This is a genomic window from Intestinimonas sp. HCP28S3_D6 (assembly GCF_052065695.1).
Lineage (GTDB): Bacteria > Bacillota > Clostridia > Oscillospirales > Oscillospiraceae > Intestinimonas.
The window spans coordinates 1-17,784 of record NZ_JBQHTM010000034.1 but is presented as its reverse complement, the minus strand read 5'-3'; the positions used below and the strand labels follow the sequence as shown (position 1 = coordinate 17,784).

Genomic DNA, 17,784 nt, shown 5'->3' with positions numbered 1-17,784 from the left:
AAACGCATAAATAAGGGGTGACTGTGTTTGAATATACAACAGTTGGAGAGCTTCATCCAGGTGGCGGAGCATCTGAACTTTGCCCGGGCGTCGGAGGCTTTGAACATCACCCAGTCCGCCGTCTCCCGGCAGATCCGCGCCCTGGAGGAGGAGCTGGACACCAAGCTTTTCCGCCGGACCACCCGGACGGTCTCCCTCACCTCCGACGGGGCCATCTTTCTGGAGCACGCCAAGCAGATTCTGGGGCAGCTGAAGATTGCCACCGCCAAGATCCGGCACCACACCAACGCCCGGGTCCAGCCTCTGACCATCGGCTGTGAGAGCGAGACCGACCTGGACTTCCTCTGCGGCATTCTAGACCTGTGCCGGGAGCAGATTCCCGCCTTCCACCCCTTCCTCAAGGTCATTCCACACCGCTCCCTCCTCAACCTCTTCTTCCAGCACGAGATCCAGGTCCTGCTGGGCTTCCGGGAGAACCTGCCCGTCAAGGAGGAGCTGATGTTTCGGGAGCTGGAAAAAATCCCCCTGTGCTGCGTTCTACCCCGGAGCCATCCCTATGCGGGCCGGGCGGAGATCAGCGAGGAGGCGCTCTACGGCCAGAACCTCATCCTCTGCAATTCCTACACCGTTCCCTCCAAGGTGGTGGAGGTCCAGAACCGGGTGATCCAGCACATCTCCCCCGAGCGGATCCACGCCAGCGACAATCCGCAGGCGGTCCTCACCCTGGTCCGGGCGGGGTATGGCTGCTCCATCCTGCCCATATCGTCCTCCTATGACGGCGCTGCCGCCTGCGTCCCCATCAAAAACGTGCCGCCCCTCTCCTACGGCATGATTTTCCAAAGGGATTCCTCTGACCCCGTTCTGAAGCGTTTTCTGGACATTGCGCTGCATGCCGCCCAAGCCTGAGGGAGAAAAAACGGAAAAATCCGGAATGTGCGCACTTGACAGTCATCCTCTACTGATGTAAACTATGAAAGCGAAGGCGCCGCGATCGAGGAGGTTGCGACGCCTTCTTTGTATACAACATATCAAAGCCCAAAGCCGGCCGGCGGCCGCAAAAAGAGAGCGCCGGCCGTGCAGAATCAAAGGCCAGAGGTGATTGAAGTGGAGCGAAATGTGAAAGAACTGGAAGCCTGCCTGGAGAAGCGGTTCCGAAAGCGGGGCTACCCCGGCATGTCGGTGTGCATCCGGGGGCCGGAGGGCATTCTCTATGAGAAGGGCTTCGGGTATCGGAGCATTGAGCACCAGAAGCCGGTGGACGCCGACACGGTGTTCGGTATCGCCTCCATGAGTAAGTCCATGACGGCCTTGGCCTGCTGCATCCTGGATGTGGAGGGGAAGATGAGCCTGGAGGACCCAGTGGTCAAATACTTCCCCGACTTCCACATCCCCGGCGCGCCGGACGAGTGTATCACCGTGCGGACCTTGGCCATGCACCGGTCGGGCCTGCCTCCCATGGAGCCTCTGGAGTGGTCCATCGCCATGAACAGCAAGGAGCGGGACACCCACTGGTACCGGGAGATGGTGCGCACCGCCCCCAACAAGATGGACCGCATCGAGCAGATCGTGGACTACATCACGGCGGGCAACTATGAGCCGGTGGGGGCGCCGGGGGAGTACATGAGCTACTCCAACGAGGGCTACGCCATCCTCTCCTACATCGTGGACCAGGCGGCCGGCATCACCTTGGAGGAATTCCTGAAAAAGCGGATCTTTGAGCCCCTGGGCATGACCCGGACGGTACTGGACGTGGACTGCTCGGAGGCCCGGGACCTGGCCGGAGACAATATTACCAGCCTGTTCGAGCGGGACGACGACGGCAAGCTGGTGTGGGACGACAACTGGTCCGTCCTGCCCCCCTTCCGGGGCTGCGCCTGCGTGAAGTCCACCGCCAAGGACATCACCAAATACTACCAGATGCTCTCCAACGGCGGCGTGTGGGAGGGGAAACAGGTCATCCCCGCCGAGGCGGTGGAGCTGATGATCGGCAAGGCCTTCCCCCTCCGGGAGAAGTACTACTACTGCATGGGGCTCCAAAAGCGGCTGCTGGGAGGCAAAATGGTGTGTCAGCACGCCGGCGGCCTCCACGGCGTGTCCACCGAGGGCGGCCTTATGGAGGGGGGCTACGGCGTGGCCGTCCTGTGCAATGAGGGCGATTTGGATGTGGAGGAGTTCCAGTGGATCTGCTACAACTACATCCTGGGCCTCCCCCTGGAGACGGAGCACTACTGGGACATCCCCAACGGCGGCACTTTCAGCCGGCCGGAGATGCTCTGCGGCGACTACCTGTGCCACGAGGGCCTGCCCGTCCACTGCATCGTGGAGGACAAGGACGGGGTCCTGTGCGGTAGCTACCAGGATAAGCCGGTGGTGCTGCGCTGGTGTGGACAGAACATCTTCACCGCCGTAGACGCCAAGGACCCGGCCAAGCGGGTGACCACCCTGCGATTCTACACCCGGAACGGCTCCGCCTGGGGCGTGAAGTGCGGCTCCCGGATCTATCAGCGGGTCCGGGCCGAGCGGCCATAGACCGGGGAGGGGGAAGAAACAACAATGAAAAGCTACATTATCAAGCAGCTTCTCCAGGGTCTGCTGCTGGTGGTGTGTGTGTCCATCCTGGTGTTCAGTCTGCTCTATATGATGCCGGGCAATCCGGTGGATATGGTGGTGGACCGGAAGGTGTCGGCTGAGAAAAAGGCCGAGATCGCCCACGAGATGGGCTACGACCGTCCCCTGGTGGAGCAGTATGTGGACTGGGCCAAGGGGATCATCTTTGAGCGGGACTTCGGCACCTCCACCCGGTACAAGGTACCGGTGTGGGACCTGATGATGGCCCGTATCCCCAAGAGCCTCACCCTGTGCGGCTGGTCCCTGGTCATCGAGCTGATCATCTCTCTGCCCATTGGTCTACTGTGTGCCATCAAAAAAGACTCCCTATTTGACCGGATTACGGTGAACTTCACCCTGCTACTCACCGCCCTGCCCAGCTTCTGGCTGGGGGCCCTCCTCATACTGGTCTTCGCCGTGGGACTGGACGTCCTGCCCATCAGCGGCGACAAGAGCGCGGCCTACTTCATCCTGCCGGTATTCTCTCTGGTGGCCTCCAGCGTGGCCGGCATGATCCGCCTGACCAAGGCGGAGGTGCTGGAGGTCCTCAACGAAAAATATGTCACCACTGCCTTTGCCAAGGGCCTGCCCCGACGGACCGTCATGGTCAAGCATGTGCTGCGCAACGCCCTCATCATCGTCACCGTCCAGGTCTTTATGTCCATCCCCTGGCTCATCTCCGGCGCGGTGGTCACAGAGAAGATCTTCAACATCGCCGGCATGGGCAACCTGCTCCTTAACTCCATCGTGGTGCAGGACTTCCCGGTGGTCCAGGCGGTGCTCCTCATCATCGCCATCCTGACGGTGATCTGCAATATCATCAGCGATCTGGTGGTGGGCCTTCTGGACCCCCGCATCCGGATCTCCATGGGGGGAGGCGACAAGTGATGGGCGGAAGAAACAGCAAGGCAAAGGAGGCCCTCCTGTCCTGCGTCAAGAACTGGAACTTCATGGTGGGCTTTGTGATCCTGCTCAGCGTGATCCTGGTGGCCATCTTCGCCGAGGAGATCGCCCCCTACGACTACACCGCCCAGCTGGTGGGCGACAAGTATACCGCCCCCTGCGCGGAGTTCTGGTTCGGCACCGACGAGCTGGGCCGGGACATGTTCTCCCGCACGATCTATGGCACCCGCATCACCCTGTGGGTGGCCTTCCTGGGCGCCACCCTCCAGCTGGTCATCGGCGTCACCGTGGGCCTCATCTGCGGCTACTTTGGTAAGTGGGTGGACCGGGTGTTCTCTTTCCTCACCGACCTCACCTGGTGCATCCCGGGCACCATCCTGGCCCTGGCGGTGGTCACCCTCATCGGCAAGGGCCTCACCAACTCGGTCATCGCCATCTCCCTGGTCTCCTGGGCCAGCTATGCCAGGCCGATCCGGGCCAAGACCATGTCCCTGAAGACCATGTCTTTCGTGGAGACCGGCGCCGCCTTCGGTGAGTCCGCCTTCTCCCTCATGTTCCGGTACATCCTGCCCAACGTGGTGCCCTCCCTCATCGTCATGGTGTCCATGAGCCTGCCGGGCACCATATTGTCCACCACCACCCTCTCCTTCCTGGGCCTGGGCTCCCAGGCCCCCTCCCCCGACTGGGGCCTGGCCCTCTCCAACGGCATCGACTACATCAGCCGGGCCCCCTGGCTGAGCGTCTTTCCCGGCATCGCCCTGGTCTACACTGTGGTGGGCTTCAACCTGCTGGGCGAGGGCCTGAGAGACGTGCTGGATCCCCATATGAAGGCGCAATAAGGAGGGGTACGGTATGAGTGAAGAACTGTTAAGACTGGAACACCTGTGCATAGACTATAAGGTCAAGGGCGGCTATCTCTCCGCCGTCCACGATGTGAGCTTTACCATCGGGCGGGGCGAGATCTTTGCCGTGGTAGGGGAGTCGGGCTGCGGCAAGTCCACCGTGGCCCACAGCATCATGGATCTGCTCTCCGGCGGCAATGCCCGGATCAGCGGCAAGATCTTCTTTAAGGGAGAGGATCTGCGCACCTATACGGAAAAGCAGATGGAGGCCGTCCGGGGCAAGGAGATCGGCATGATCTTCCAAAACCCCCTGGACTCCCTCAACCCGGTCTACAAGACGGGCAATCAGGTCCAGGAGGCCATATTGCTGGACCACGTGGAGAAACAGGAGGCCTGGAACCGGGTGGTCAAGCTCTACCAGGACGTGAAGATGCCCGACGCCCAGGAGCGGGCGGGGAGCTATCCCCACGAGCTCTCCGGCGGCATGCGGCAGCGGGTGATGATCGCCATGATGCTCTCCCGGAATCCGGAGCTGCTCATCGCCGACGAGCCCACCACCGCCCTGGACGTGACCATTGAGGCCCAGATCCTGGAGATCATCAAAGAGCTCAAGGAGAAGTACCACACTGCCATCATGCTCATCACCCACAACTTTGGTCTGGTGGCCGAGGTGGCGGACAAGATCGCCGTGATGTACGCCGGCGAGGTGGTGGAGTGGGGGGACGTGTTCGAGATCTTCGAGCAGCCCATGCACCCCTACACCCGCCTGCTCATGCAGGCCCTGCCCCGGCGGACCAAGAAGGAGGGCCGGCTCCAGACCATCGACGGGTCGGTGCCCCGCATCCTGGACCAGAAGCCGGGCTGCCGGTTCGCCAATCGCTGTCCCATGGCGTCGGAGAAATGCTTTGCCCAGACGCCGGAGGTGGTATCGGTGAGCCCCACCCATGGCTGCCGGTGCTTCGCCATAGGAGAGGAGGCGGGAACATGTCAGTAATGATCCAGCTGGACCACCTGCAGAAGCACTTCAAGCTCTCCAAGGGCCTGATCGGCACCGACAAGCGGGTGGTCAAGGCGGTGGACGACGTCTCCTTCTCGGTGGAGAAGGGGGAGATCGTGGGCCTGGTAGGCGAGTCGGGCAGCGGCAAGACCACCCTGGCCCGGGTGGTACTCAGCCTCTCCAAGATGACCGGCGGCGACGTGCTCATCGACGGGGTGGACCTGGCCAAGGCCACCCACAAGGACATGGATAAGCTCCACCGGGACATCGCTGTGGTATTCCAGGACCCGGCCTCCAACCTCAACCCCCGGCAGACGGTGGAGAGCTCCATCATGCGCCCCATGGTCATCCACGGGGTCTCCCACGCCGAGGCCCGGAAAAAGGCCGGAGAGGTCCTGGACATGGTCAAGATGGACCGGCGCTACCTGGACAGCTACCCCCACCAGCTCTCCGGCGGGCAGCTCCAGCGCATCGCCATTGCCCGGGCCCTGGCCCTCTCGCCCAAGATCATGATCCTGGATGAGCCCACCAGCGCCCTGGACGTCTCCGTCCAGGCCCAGATCCTCAACCTGCTGCTGGACCTCCAGGAGGAGATGGGGCTCACCTACCTCATCATCACCCACGACCTCAACGTCATCAAATACATCAGCGACAAGATCGCCGTCATGTATCTGGGCAAGCTGGTGGAGTTTGGCCCCACTGAGGAGGTGGCCAATCATCCCAAGCACCCCTACACCAAGGGCCTCATGGACGCCGCTCCTATTCTGGACCCCCGACTCCGGGGCCGGAAGAAGGAGATCATGGAGGGGGACGCCGGAAGCCTCATCGACGTGGGCAGCGGCTGCCGGTTCGCTCCGCGGTGCCGGTACGCCGGACCGGAGTGCAGGGAGCATGACCCTCAGCCGGTCATGGTGGATGGAGATCATCAAGTGGCCTGTTTTCACCCACTTGAGATATAATTTGAGATTCAGAAAAGGAGGAACAAGTAATGAAGAGAAGAAGATGGATTGCGATGGCCCTTTGCGGCACTATGCTGGCCGGCGTGCTGGCCGGCTGCGGCGGCGGAGGCGCCCAGGAGAGCAGCAGCGCTGAGGGCGGTGACGCCGCCGTCAAGGACACCATCGTGTTCTCCGATGACGAGTGGTACGGCACCGACCCCTATCAGCAGGACACCTGGAGCAGCATCCAGTCCCTGATCTCCGACCCCCTCTTCACCCTCGATCCCGCCACCGGCGATCTGCTGGACGGCATCTGCACCGACCTCACCGTCAGTGAGGACGGCCACACCATGACTGCCACCGTGCCCGAGGGCAAGTACTATGCCACCGGCGAGCAGGTGGAGCCCGAAGACGTGGTGGCCTCCATTGAGTGGGGCAAGGAAGTGAGCCCCTACGCCGACGGCTACGCCAACATCGAGTCCATGGAGGTGGACGGCCGGAACGTGATCTTCCACCTGTCCACCTTCCGCTCCGACCTGCTCTACTACCTGGGCGAGTGTTTCATGGGCGTCATCGACAAGGACCAGCTGGACACCATGAGCAAGGACGAGCTCATGTGGGGCGCCGTGCCCTACGGCCTCTACTATGTGGAGAGCTATGAGCCCGGCACCGGCGTGACCCTGGCCGTCAATGAGGGCTACAAGGCCGATAACCCCCTGGTCACCAACAAGGGCCCCGCTCAGATTCCCCACGTGGAGGTCAAGTTCAACTCCAACCAGGAGGAGTTCACCATCCTGGAGGAGCTGAAGGCCGGCGACATCGACTACGTCAACCGCATCTCCGCCGACGGCCGGGCCCAGCTGGAGGGAATGGAGGGCTTCCAGGTGGTCAACAAGACCTACCCCATCATCCAGTACTTCGAGCTCAACACCGACGAGGGCAGCATCTTTGCCGACCCCAACGTCCGTCTGGCCATGATCCTGTCCATCGACCGCGACGCCCTGTGTGAGCTGGTGGACGGCGCTGCTGTTCCCGGCTACTCCATCATCTTTGACTCCATGAAGAACTTCTCCCAGGCCGCTAAGGACGACTTTATGGAGAATTACGCCAACGATCCCAAGCGGGCCCAGCAGCTCCTGGCCGATGCCGGCTGGACCGACTCCGACGGTGATGGCTACCTGGACAAGGACGGCCAGCCCCTGGAGTTCACCTTCTATGTGGACAGCACCGGAACCAGCCAGACCATCGTCCAGGGCCTTCAGGAGCAGATGAAGAACGCCGGCTTCCTGATGAACATTGAAACCGTGGACTGGAACTACATCCACGAGTACATCCACAACGACGAGTACGACGCCGGCCTCCAGAGCCTGGAGTGGGCCGAGCCCATCCTGATCCTCAACGCCTGCTACTATGACCAGGACGCCCCCGGCAACGACGAGGCCTACTACGCCGCCGTGGAGGACGCTGCCGAGACCGTTGACGGCAACGAGCGCACCGAAAAGATCGGCCAGATCCAGATGGATATGTTCAAGAATTGCAACATCATCCCCTTCTTCAGCAACCTGTCCTACATCGCCTACGGCGATCAGGTGAAGGGCATCGTGGTCCAGTCCGACAGCTCCCTGTACTGGAACGACCTGAGCTTCTAAGCCCCAATTTAAACCAAAAGCACTGGCGCCGGTACCTGCCGTACCGGCGCCATCGTGCGCGTACAGACAAATCCAGAAAGAGGGTAACAAAATGGAGCACCCCATCGGTATCATCGGCGGCATGGGCCCCATGGCCTCCCAGCTCTTTTATAAAATGGTGACGGAGCACACGGCGGCGGAGCGGGACCAGGACCACATCAACCTCATCCTGCTCAGCGACGCTTCCATGCCCGACCGGACGGCGGCCATCCTGTCGGGGCAGTACCAGGGCCCGGAGGAGCAGCTCCTCTCCGACGCCCGGCTGCTGGAGCAGTGCGGCTGCACCGCCATCGCCATCACCTGCAACACCGCCCACTTCTTCGCCGACCGCATCGCGGACAAGATCGGCATCCCCATCCTCCACATGATCCGGGAGACGGCGGCCGCCCTGGCAAGCCGGTGCCCCGGGGGCAGGGTGGGCATCCTGGCCACCGACGGCACCATCCAGACGGGGCTCTACCAGAAGGCCCTGGAGGCCCTGGGCCTCACCCCCTGGACCCCTCCGGCGGAGATCCAGAGGGAGGTCATGCACCAGATCTACGACCGGGTGAAAAAGGGCCTGCCCTGCGACCGGGAGAGCTGGGGGCGCATTGAGGAGGCCTGCCGTCAGGCGGGCTGCGCCGCGGTGGTGCTGGCCTGTACGGAGCTCTCCGTCATCAAGGCCGACGAGGGCCTGGAGGACTGGTATGTGGACCCCATGGAGACCCTGGCCCGGAAGGTCATCGAGACCGCCGGAAAGACCTATCGCTGAAGAGAGGAGAACGAGACTATGGGACTGCCTGAAAACAGCGGCTTTGACCTCCACGCCAAGTGGCCCCGGGGGGAGCGGGACCTCATCACCGACGTGCCCGGGGTGAAGGTAGGCCATGTGACATTAAAGGAAGGGGACATCCACACCGGCGTCACCGCCGTGCTGCCCCACGGGGGCAACTGCTTCCAGGACAAGGTGATGGCCGGGGTGTCGGTCATCAACGGCTTCGGCAAGAGCGTGGGCCTCATCCAGATCCAGGAGCTGGGCACCATCGAGACCCCCATCCTCCTCACCAACACCCTCAGCGTGGGCACCGCCTGCCAGGAGCTCACCCGGTACATGCTGGAGGGGAACCCGGACATCGGGGTCACCACCGGCACGGTGAACTGCGTGGTCACCGAGTGCAACGACGGTCGGCTCAACGACATCCGGGGCCTCCACGTCCGCCCCGAGCACGTCCGTGAGGCCCTGGCCAATGCCAGTGAGGACTTTGAAGAGGGGGCCGTGGGTGGCGGCACCGGTATGGTCTGCCTGGGCCTCAAGGGGGGCATCGGCTCCGCCTCCCGGCGGGTGGACGTGGACGGCCAGCCCTACACCGTGGGCGCCCTGGTCATGTCCAACTTCGGCGCGCCGGGCAACCTCATCATCGGCGGGAAGCACTACGACACCAATTTGGGCCGGGAAGAGCGGAAGGACGAGGGCTCCATCATCATGCTACTGGCCACCGACATCCCCCTCAACGAGCGGCAGCTGAGCCGGCTGGCCAAGCGGTCCATGGTGGCCCTGGGCCGGGTGGGCTCCTACTGCGGCAACGGCAGCGGCGACATCGCCATCGCCTTCACCACCGCCAACCACCTACCCCATTATAGTGAGAAAAATATCCTGGAGACCAAAATGTTCTACGACGAGAACATCGACCGGGTCTTTGTGGCCGGGGTGGAGGCGGTGGAGGAGGCCATCATCAGCTCCCTCTACCACGCCGAGACCACCACGGGGGTCCGGGGCAACTGCTACCTGGGGCTCCGGGACTTCGTAGCCCGGTACGGCGGTTAAGGGGGCGGTCCCATGGCAGTCTACTTCATCAGCGCCGACCTGGAGGGCATTGCCGACGTCACCGCCTGGTGCGAGACCGAGCCGGGGGGACAGGGCTACGAAGAGGCCCGGGTCCAGATGACCCGAGAGGTGGCGGCGGCCTGCGAGGCCATCCTGGACGCCGGCCACCAGGCGGTGGTCCGGGACGGCCACGGCTGCGCCCGGAACCTCCCCCACGACAAGCTGCCCCGAGGCGTCCGGCTTATGCGGGGCTGGGCCTGCCATCCCGGCTCCATGATGGCCGGCCTGGACGGAGGTTATGCCGGCGCCCTCTACATTGGCTACCATGCCCCCGCCGGCACCGACGGCAGCCCCCTGGCCCACACCATCAACAAGGACGTCATCCACTGCCTGAAGGTCAACGGCCGCGTCGCCTCCGAGTTCACCCTCAACTCCCTGTACGCCGCCCAGCTGGGGGTGCCCTCTATTTTTCTCAGCGGCGACGAGACCATCTGCCGCCTGGCGGCGGAGGAGATCCCGGGACTCACCACCGTGGCGGTGAAGGAGTGCCGGGGCAACTCCACCTTCAACCTCCACCCCGACGACGCCTGCGAGGCCATCCGGGCGGGGGTGGCGGCGGCCCTGACCCGGCCTCTGCCGGTGCGGGCGGTGCCGGAGACGCTGACGGTGGAGGCCGTCTTCACCGGCCACCAGGCGGCCCGCCGGGCCCAGGCCCTGACGGCCCTGGCCCGGTCCCCCTTCACCCGCACCGCCGTGGACGCCGTCTCCTACACCGCCCACAGCCCCACGGAGCTCAATGAGGCCGTGGAGGAGATCATCGGCTGAGGCTCCGGGGCACAAAATCGCATATTTTATGAACAAACATCGTTCCTTTTGTAAATGTTAGCACTCACGTGTTGACAGTGCTAATCCGCGGTGCTATAACATAATTGTTCCAAGAAGAGGAGTTCAGAGAGCTCCTCCGCAGGGCAAAAAGTAAGTGCTGTGAATGGAGGAATGACTTATGTTGCCCAGCATTTTTGGTGAGAACCTGTTCGATGATTTCTTTGATGACCGTTTTGGGATGTTTCCCATGTGGAATACCGGCCGTGATCCGCTCTACGGCAAGCACGCCAAGAACCTGATGAAGACCGATGTGCGGGAGACCGAGAACACCTATGAGGTGGATGTGGATCTGCCCGGCTTCAAGAAGGGCGAGATCACCGTGGACCTGAAGGACGGCTACCTGACCATCAGCGCCGCCAAGGGCCTGGACAAGGACGAGAAGGACAAGGAGGGCCGTTACATCCGCCGGGAGCGCTATGCTGGTTCCTGCAGCCGGAGCTTCTATGTGGGCGATGTGAAGCCCGAGGACGTGTCCGCCAAGTACGAGGACGGCATCCTGAAGCTGTCCATGCCCAAGGCGGGCAAGAAGGAGCTGCCTAAGCGCTCCACCATCGCCATCGGCTGATGGGACAAGTTCATACCAAGCTGTAAAAAGGGGGGCGCTCCCAGAGATGGGAGCGCCCCCCTTTTGCGCGTTTTTAGGGCTTTGATGCTTCAATGGACAGGACGGTGAGGGTGTTTCCAGCCACGGAAAAGCGGATGTTGTGGCCGGCGAAGTCCATGCCGTAGACCCGCTCCGGGTCGTGCTGGTAGGAGGGGCGGGGGTCCCGGGCCAGGACGGCCAGCAGGGCCCGGGCCTTGTCCCCGGGCAGCCGCCCCAGCAGCTCCGGCGGACAGTCCACCTCCAGCTCCCCGCCGCCGGTGGGGGCAAAGCCCCCCAGGGCCTCGGGGTGGCAGTCGGCGTAGGGGAGGTAGGGCTTGATGTCCAGGATGGGGGTGCCGTCCATGAGGTCGGCCCCTGAGACGATGAGCTGGGGACCGTCGGGGGTGTGAAGCCGGATCTCCTCCAGCTTCACGGCGGAGAGGCCGATGGGGTTGGGCCGAAAGGGGGAGCGGGTGGCAAAGACCCCCATGCGCTCGTTGCCACCCAGCCGGGGCGGGCGGACAGTGGGGGACCAGCCGGCGCCCACTGAGCGGGAAAAGACCCACACCAGCCACAGGTGGGAAAAGCCCTCCATGCCCCGGAGGGCGTCGGGGTTGCGGTATTCCGGCGCAAAGACCACCGAGGCCCGGAGGGACTCCACCAGACCGCTCTGCCGGGGGATGCCGAACTTGGTGGGGAAGTCGCTGCGGATATGGGCCACAGGGGCCATGGTAAAGGTATCGTCCATAGAGGTCTCCTTCCAGGCGGGGTCGCTGCCCCACGGGGATCATTTTGTCAGGGCTATTGTATCACAGGTGAGGGCAGCAGAACAAGAGGATGACCATTTCCTTCCAGTTTAGCGGGAACCGCGTGACTTTTCCCCGGACGGCATGCTATACTTATTTCATCAGGAACCACACAAGACCAAGATCGGAGCGTGAAATATGCGGAAACTGCCCAAATGGATTCAGGACCTGCGGGGACTCTCACCCGCCAATTTTCTCTTTTTGACGGCCGCGGGGCTCATCAACGCCTTCGGCATCACCATTTTTCTGGCCCCCGTCAAGCTCTATGACAGCGGTATCTCGGGGACCTCCATGCTGCTCTCCCAGCTCACCCCGGAGACGTGGACCCTCTCCATCTTCCTCCTCCTCCTCAACACCCCCCTCTTCCTCTACGGGCTGCGGCGGCAGGGGACGGTCTTTACAGTGTACGCCATGTATACGGTGGCCATCTACTCCCTGGGGGCCTGGCTCATTACCGACGTTCTCCCCGTGGATGTGACCATGGCCTCGCCCCTGGCGGGCTCCGACCTGCTGCTGTGCGCCCTCTTCGGCGGCCTCATCTCCGGCCTGGGCAGCGGCCTGGCCATCCGCTATGGCGGCGCCATGGACGGCATCGAGGTCATGGCGGTCATCTTCGCAAAACGCCTGGGACTGTCGGTGGGTACCTTCGTGATGATCTACAACATCGCCCTCTACATCGTCTGCGGTGTGGTCCTCCAGAGCTGGATTCTCCCCCTCTACTCCATCGTCACCTACATGGCCGCCCTCAAAACGGTGGACTTTATTGTGGAGGGCCTGGACCGGTCCAAGGGGGTCTTTATCGTCACCATCCGACAGGAGGAGGTGTGCCGGGCCCTCTCTGAGACCTTTGAGCACGGCATGACCATCGTAGACGCCAAGGGCTTTTACTCCAACTCCCCCCGGACCCTCATTTACGTGGTGGTCAACCGCTTCCAGATCATCCCTATGAAGGATCTGGTCCACCGGATCGACCCCACCGCCTATATTACCATCCACGAGGTGGCCGACGTCTTTCAGATGAACCAGGACAGCGCCCCGGCGCCCAAATCCGAACCTGCGCCTGAGCCCGAGCCGGAGCCGTAAACCCATACACAGGAACAGGTCTGGTGCGCCAGACCGGAAAGGTGGAACCATCATGCTCTCCATTTTCTTCAGCCCCCGAGGAACCACGAAAAAAACCGCCCGCGCCATTGCCGGCCACGACGGACCGGTGCAGGAGCGGGACCTGCTGGGCCGCCCCCTCACCGAGGACCTGGACGTACCGGCGGAGGAGCCGGTGCTGGTGGCCATGCCGGTCTATGCCGGGCGCATCCCCCAGCACTGCTTCGAACAGCTCTCCGCCCACCTGAAGGGCCACGGCGGCCCCGCCATCGCCGTGGCGGTGTACGGCAACCGGGACTACGACGACGCCCTCACCGAGCTCCAGGACCTGCTGGAGGCCAACGGCTTCCACGTGGTGGCGGCGGGGGCCTTCATCGGCCGGCACTCCATTTTCGACCACGTGGCCGCCGGCCGCCCCGACGAGGCCGACCTGGCCGCCATGGCCGACTTCGGCGGGCGCTGTCGGGAGGTTCTGGCCGCCTATGTCCCCGGCGGGGACCATCCCCCCATCGCCATCAAGGGCAGCCACGACCTGCCCCCCCATAAGAAGGTGTCCTTCCACCCCTCCGCCGGGGACCGGTGCATGAAGTGCAACGCCTGCGCCAACGCCTGCCCCGCCGGAGCCATCCCCAAAGAGACCCCCTGGGTCACCGACGAGACCAAGTGCATCTCCTGCGGCGCCTGCATCTACCTCTGTCCCACCCAGACCCGGCAGTACCGGGGGGAGGCCTACGAGACCGCCGCCAGGGGGTTTGAGGCCAAGTGTGCCCAGCGCCGGGAGCCGGAGGTGTTCTTTTAAGGTATGAATGAGATCATTCAGAGCCTCTACGACCGCAAGTCGGTGCGGGCCTTTGAAGAGCGCCCGGTGCCGGCGGAGCTGAAGGCGGAGATCCTGGCCGCCGCCGCCCAGGCCCCCACCGCCGGCTGCCAGCAGCTCTACACCATCCTGGACATCACCGATCCGGCCCTCAAGGAGGCCCTGGCAGAGACCTGCGACCACCAGCCCTTCATCGCCCAGGCCCCGGTGGTGCTGGTGTTCTGCGCCGACTGCCTCCGCTGGTATGACGCCTACCGGGCGTCGGGGCTCTCTCCACGCCGCCCCGGTCCCGGAGACCTGATGCTGGCCGTCACCGACGCCGCCATCGCCGCCCAGAACGCCGTGGTGGCCGCCCAGAGCCTGGGGCTGGGCTCCTGCTACATCGGGGACATTATGGAGCGGTACGAGGACCAGCGCCGGCTTTTACAGCTGCCCCCCTGGGTCTTTCCCGCCTGCATGCTGGTGCTGGGCTGGCCCACCCGGCAGCAGAAGGAGTGCAAAAAACCCGCGCGGTTCGATCCGGCCTATATCGTCCACGAAAACGGCTACCGCCGCCTGGAAGAGGAGCAGCTCCGGGCCATGTTCCGGGAACGGTGCGGCGGCCAGACCTTCGAGGGCTTCCTCTCCGCCTTCTGCGCTCGGAAGTACGAGTCGGACTTCTCCCGGGAGATGAGCCGGTCCGTGGGGGAATATCTCCAAGACCTGGAACGGGTGGCGGAGCCTGCCACGGAGAAATAGACAAAGTTTGCGAAAGTTTTGTTGCAATTTTCTATCGGAATGGTATAATTGTGGCAAGCGATACCAAATCGACTTTTGAACTTCAGAAGGAGGACGAACCAATGGCAAAATTTGTCTATGACTTCTTCGAGGGCAACGGCTCCATGCGTGAGCTGCTGGGCGGCAAGGGCGCCAACCTGGCGGAGATGTCTAACCTGGGCATGCCTGTGCCTCAGGGCTTCACCGTGACCACCGAGGCCTGCACCCAGTATTACAACGATGGCCGTACCATCGCGCCCGAGATCGAAGCCGAGATCATGGAGCATTTGGCCAAGCTGGAAGAGAAGACCGGCAAGAAGTTTGGTGATACCTCCAATCCTCTCCTGGTGTCCGTCCGCTCCGGCGCCCGGGCCTCCATGCCCGGCATGATGGATACCATCCTCAACCTGGGCCTCAACGACGTGGCCGTGGAGGGCTTTGCCGCCAAGACCGGCAATCCCCGCTTCGCCTACGACTCCTACCGCCGGTTCATCCAGATGTTCTCCGACGTGGTTATGGAGCTCTCCAAGAAGCGCTTTGAGGAGATCATTGATGACCTGAAGGACAAGAAGGGCGTCAAGCAGGACGTGGAGCTGGACGCCGATGACATGAAGGAGCTGGTGGTCCGCTTCAAGGAGTTCTATAAGAACGAGAAGGGCGAGGACTTCCCCCAGGACCCCAAGGTCCAGCTCATGGAGGCCGTGAAGGCCGTGTTCCGCTCCTGGGACAACCCCCGCGCCAATGTCTACCGCCGCATGAACGAGATCCCCTACGACTGGGGCACCGCCGTCAACGTCCAGTCCATGGTGTTCGGCAACTCCGGCAACAGCTCCGGCACCGGCGTGGCCTTCACCCGTAACCCCGCCACCGGCGAGAAGGCCCTCTTTGGTGAGTACCTCATCAACGCCCAGGGCGAGGACGTGGTGGCCGGCGTGCGTACCCCCTCTCCCATCAGCAAGCTGCAGGAGGAGATGCCCGGCGTGTACGAGCAGTTCGCCGACATCGCCAACCGCCTGGAGCAGCACTACAAGGACATGCAGGACATGGAGTTCACCATCGAGGATGGTAAGCTGTACATGCTCCAGACCCGCAACGGCAAGCGTACCGCCGTGGCCGCTCTGAAGGTGGCTGTGGATCTGGTGGACGAGGGCATGATCGACGAGAAGGAGGCTGTGTGCCGCGTGGAGCCCAAGCAGCTCGACGCCCTGCTGCACCCCACCTTTGACGCCGACGCCCTGAAGAAGGCCGCCGTGGTGGGCAAGGGCCTGGCCGCCTCTCCCGGCGCCGCCTGCGGCCGCGTGGTTTTCTCCGCCGAGGAGGCCAAGGAGTGGCACGCCCGCGGTGAGAAGGTGGTCCTGGTCCGCCTGGAGACCTCCCCCGAGGACATCGAGGGCATGCAGGTCTCCGAGGGCATCCTCACCGTCCGCGGCGGCATGACCTCTCACGCCGCCGTGGTGGCCCGCGGCATGGGCACCTGCTGTGTGTCCGGCTGCGGCGAGATCGTGGTGGATTACGCCGCCAAGCAGTTCACCCTGGGCGGCAAGGTCTACAAGGAGGGCGACTGGATCTCCCTGGACGGCTCCACCGGCAACATCTACGGTGAGGCCGTGCCCACCGTGCCCGCCGATCCCGGCTCCGGCTACTTCGGCCGCCTGATGGGCTGGGCCGACAAGTACCGCCAGCTGGGCGTCTACACCAACGCCGACACCCCCCGCGATGCCAAGCAGGCCGTCACCTTCGGCGCCGAGGGCATCGGTCTGGTCCGCACCGAGCACATGTTCTTTGAGGGTGACCGCATCAAGGCCGTCCGTGAGATGATCGTGGCCGAGAACACCGAGGAGCGCAAGAAGGCTCTGGCCAAGATCCTGCCCTATCAGCAGGGCGACTTCGAGGGTATCTACGAGGTCATGGGGGAGCGCCCGGTGGTCATCCGCTACCTGGATCCCCCGCTCCACGAGTTCCTGCCCACCAAGGCTGAGGACATCGCCGAGCTGGCCGCCGACATGGGCATCACCGCCGAACGGCTCACCGAGGTGGTGGCCTCCCTCCACGAGGTCAACCCCATGATGGGCTTCCGCGGCTGCCGTCTGGCCGTGGCCTACCCCGAGATCGCCGAGATGCAGACCACCGCCGTCATCAGCGCCGCCATCAACGTCACCAAGAAGGGCCAGTACACCATCAAGCCCGAGATCATGATCCCCCTGACCACCGACGTCAAGGAGATGAAGTACGTCAAGGAGATCGTGGTGAGCACCGCCGACAAGATTATCGCCGAGTCCGGCATCGATCTGAAGTATGAGGTGGGCACCATGATCGAGGACCCCCGCGCCGCCCTGCTGGCCGGTGAGATCGCCACCGAGGCCGAGTTCTTCTCCTTCGGCACCAACGACCTCACTCAGTTGACCTTCGGCTTCAGCCGCGACGACGCCGGTAAGTTCCTGGGCTACTACTACGACAAGAAGATCTACGAGTCCGATCCCTTCGCCCACCTGGACCAGAACGGCGTGGGCAAGCTGGTGGACATGGCCGTCAAGGCCGGCAAGGCTGTCCGGCCCGAGATGCACATGGGCATCTGCGGCGAGCACGGCGGCGATCCCACCTCCGTGGAGTTCTGCCACAAGGTGGGCCTCACCTACGTTTCCTGCTCCCCCTTCCGTGTGCCCATCGCCCGTCTGGCCGCCGCTCAGGCTGCTATCAAGAACCCCCGCAAGTAAGAGTTCTGTCATTCACCATTGGATTTGATGAGGCGCAAACCTTCTATAAATCCCATGGATACGGCATAAAACCGTCAAAATGGCATGATTTGACCGTGGAGGTTTATATCTAATCGCCAAAACCCCCGTACATTCCCAATTGGGCAATGTGCGGGGGTTTTTATTGTTATTTTGGGCTGTTTGTACAAATCTAAACAGGAACGCAAAAATGTATTCTGATTTCAAAAATACATTTTCGCAAATTGCAAGTGCAAGCTGGACACCTGCACGGTAGAACTTAGTTAATCAGAGCGTCGGTCAGGATGGAAGCCGCTGGCTTCCATCCTGGGCGATGCTGCCGCAG

16 protein-coding genes are annotated in these 17,784 nt (G+C 63.0%); 15 read left to right on the top strand and 1 reads right to left on the bottom strand.

Annotation, left to right across the window (positions count from 1 at the left end; genetic code table 11):
- Positions 1-27 precede the first annotated feature (27 nt).
- From ACTNBK_RS11640 to ACTNBK_RS11590, 11 genes are all read left to right on the top strand, one after another.
- Positions 28-906, top strand: coding sequence for a LysR family transcriptional regulator (locus ACTNBK_RS11640; RefSeq protein ID WP_441146251.1), 879 nt, complete (start codon positions 28-30; stop codon positions 904-906).
- A 210-nt stretch (positions 907-1,116) separates the two neighbouring features.
- Positions 1,117-2,529 carry a serine hydrolase domain-containing protein gene (locus ACTNBK_RS11635; RefSeq protein WP_441146249.1) on the top strand — a complete coding sequence of 471 codons (1,413 nt, stop codon included), beginning with the start codon at positions 1,117-1,119 and terminating at the stop codon, positions 2,527-2,529.
- A gap of 24 nt (positions 2,530-2,553) precedes the next feature.
- Positions 2,554-3,495 (top strand): ABC transporter permease, encoded by a 942-nt coding sequence (locus tag ACTNBK_RS11630; RefSeq protein WP_441146247.1) that lies wholly within the window; start codon positions 2,554-2,556, stop codon positions 3,493-3,495.
- Complete coding sequence (locus tag ACTNBK_RS11625; protein WP_441146245.1) at positions 3,495-4,349, top strand: ABC transporter permease; 855 nt, start codon at positions 3,495-3,497, stop codon at positions 4,347-4,349. Before ACTNBK_RS11630 ends, ACTNBK_RS11625 begins: the two co-directional genes overlap by 1 nt.
- Positions 4,350-4,362: 13 nt before the next feature.
- Positions 4,363-5,346, top strand: coding sequence for an ABC transporter ATP-binding protein (locus tag ACTNBK_RS11620; RefSeq protein WP_441146243.1), 984 nt, complete (start codon positions 4,363-4,365; stop codon positions 5,344-5,346).
- Entirely contained in the window at positions 5,337-6,308 is a 972-nt protein-coding gene (locus tag ACTNBK_RS11615) for an ABC transporter ATP-binding protein (RefSeq protein ID WP_441146241.1), read from the top strand. The genes ACTNBK_RS11620 and ACTNBK_RS11615 overlap by 10 nt, the downstream gene beginning before the upstream one ends.
- Positions 6,309-6,337: 29 nt before the next feature.
- Positions 6,338-7,936 (top strand): ABC transporter substrate-binding protein, encoded by a 1,599-nt coding sequence (locus tag ACTNBK_RS11610; protein WP_441146239.1) that lies wholly within the window; start codon positions 6,338-6,340, stop codon positions 7,934-7,936.
- Between the two features lie 91 nt (positions 7,937-8,027).
- Positions 8,028-8,726 carry an aspartate/glutamate racemase family protein gene (locus tag ACTNBK_RS11605; protein ID WP_441146237.1) on the top strand — a complete coding sequence of 233 codons (699 nt, stop codon included), beginning with the start codon at positions 8,028-8,030 and terminating at the stop codon, positions 8,724-8,726.
- An 18-nt stretch (positions 8,727-8,744) separates the two neighbouring features.
- The gene (locus tag ACTNBK_RS11600; RefSeq protein ID WP_441146235.1) at positions 8,745-9,779 is read left to right on the top strand and encodes a P1 family peptidase; all 1,035 of its coding nucleotides are present in this window, start codon (positions 8,745-8,747) and stop codon (positions 9,777-9,779) included.
- A 12-nt stretch (positions 9,780-9,791) separates the two neighbouring features.
- Positions 9,792-10,604: a M55 family metallopeptidase gene (locus ACTNBK_RS11595; protein ID WP_441146233.1), complete on the top strand. Its 813-nt coding sequence runs from the start codon at positions 9,792-9,794 to the stop codon at positions 10,602-10,604.
- A gap of 178 nt (positions 10,605-10,782) precedes the next feature.
- Entirely contained in the window at positions 10,783-11,229 is a 447-nt protein-coding gene (locus ACTNBK_RS11590) for an Hsp20/alpha crystallin family protein (protein WP_441146231.1), read from the top strand.
- Between the two features lie 73 nt (positions 11,230-11,302).
- On the opposite strand, the gene tsaA is transcribed toward ACTNBK_RS11590, so the two are convergent.
- Positions 11,303-11,995, bottom strand: coding sequence for a tRNA (N6-threonylcarbamoyladenosine(37)-N6)-methyltransferase TrmO (gene tsaA / locus ACTNBK_RS11585; protein ID WP_441146229.1), 693 nt, complete (start codon positions 11,993-11,995; stop codon positions 11,303-11,305).
- A gap of 196 nt (positions 11,996-12,191) precedes the next feature.
- Between tsaA and ACTNBK_RS11580 the strand changes: the two genes are divergently transcribed.
- The 4 genes from ACTNBK_RS11580 to ppdK all read left to right on the top strand — a co-directional run bounded on the left by ACTNBK_RS11580 (position 12,192) and on the right by ppdK (position 17,441).
- Positions 12,192-13,136: a YitT family protein gene (locus ACTNBK_RS11580; protein WP_441146227.1), complete on the top strand. Its 945-nt coding sequence runs from the start codon at positions 12,192-12,194 to the stop codon at positions 13,134-13,136.
- A 52-nt stretch (positions 13,137-13,188) separates the two neighbouring features.
- Positions 13,189-13,953, top strand: a complete 765-nt coding sequence (locus ACTNBK_RS11575) for a 4Fe-4S binding protein (RefSeq protein WP_441146225.1) — start codon at positions 13,189-13,191, stop codon at positions 13,951-13,953.
- 3 nt (positions 13,954-13,956) lie between these two features.
- A complete protein-coding gene (locus tag ACTNBK_RS11570; protein ID WP_441146223.1) occupies positions 13,957-14,709 on the top strand; it encodes a nitroreductase family protein in 753 nt (250 codons plus the stop codon).
- Positions 14,710-14,810: 101 nt separating this feature from the next.
- Complete coding sequence (gene ppdK, locus ACTNBK_RS11565; RefSeq protein WP_441146221.1) at positions 14,811-17,441, top strand: pyruvate, phosphate dikinase; 2,631 nt, start codon at positions 14,811-14,813, stop codon at positions 17,439-17,441.
- Positions 17,442-17,784: the final 343 nt, after the last annotated feature.

Bases quoted from the DNA above. Each gene is read 5' to 3' on its own strand.
- tsaA (WP_441146229.1), bottom strand. From the start codon at position 11,995: ATGGACGATACCTTTACCATGGCCCCTGTGGCCCATATCCGCAGCGAC.
- ACTNBK_RS11630 (WP_441146247.1), top strand. From the start codon at position 2,554: ATGAAAAGCTACATTATCAAGCAGCTTCTCCAGGGTCTGCTGCTGGTG.
- ppdK (WP_441146221.1), top strand. From the start codon at position 14,811: ATGGCAAAATTTGTCTATGACTTCTTCGAGGGCAACGGCTCCATGCGT.
- ACTNBK_RS11575 (WP_441146225.1), top strand. From the start codon at position 13,189: ATGCTCTCCATTTTCTTCAGCCCCCGAGGAACCACGAAAAAAACCGCC.
- ACTNBK_RS11595 (WP_441146233.1), top strand. From the start codon at position 9,792: ATGGCAGTCTACTTCATCAGCGCCGACCTGGAGGGCATTGCCGACGTC.
- ACTNBK_RS11620 (WP_441146243.1), top strand. From the start codon at position 4,363: ATGAGTGAAGAACTGTTAAGACTGGAACACCTGTGCATAGACTATAAG.
- ACTNBK_RS11615 (WP_441146241.1), top strand. From the start codon at position 5,337: ATGTCAGTAATGATCCAGCTGGACCACCTGCAGAAGCACTTCAAGCTC.
- ACTNBK_RS11580 (WP_441146227.1), top strand. From the start codon at position 12,192: ATGCGGAAACTGCCCAAATGGATTCAGGACCTGCGGGGACTCTCACCC.
- ACTNBK_RS11600 (WP_441146235.1), top strand. From the start codon at position 8,745: ATGGGACTGCCTGAAAACAGCGGCTTTGACCTCCACGCCAAGTGGCCC.
- ACTNBK_RS11625 (WP_441146245.1), top strand. From the start codon at position 3,495: ATGGGCGGAAGAAACAGCAAGGCAAAGGAGGCCCTCCTGTCCTGCGTC.
- ACTNBK_RS11605 (WP_441146237.1), top strand. From the start codon at position 8,028: ATGGAGCACCCCATCGGTATCATCGGCGGCATGGGCCCCATGGCCTCC.
- ACTNBK_RS11570 (WP_441146223.1), top strand. From the start codon at position 13,957: ATGAATGAGATCATTCAGAGCCTCTACGACCGCAAGTCGGTGCGGGCC.
- ACTNBK_RS11610 (WP_441146239.1), top strand. From the start codon at position 6,338: ATGAAGAGAAGAAGATGGATTGCGATGGCCCTTTGCGGCACTATGCTG.
- ACTNBK_RS11590 (WP_441146231.1), top strand. From the start codon at position 10,783: ATGTTGCCCAGCATTTTTGGTGAGAACCTGTTCGATGATTTCTTTGAT.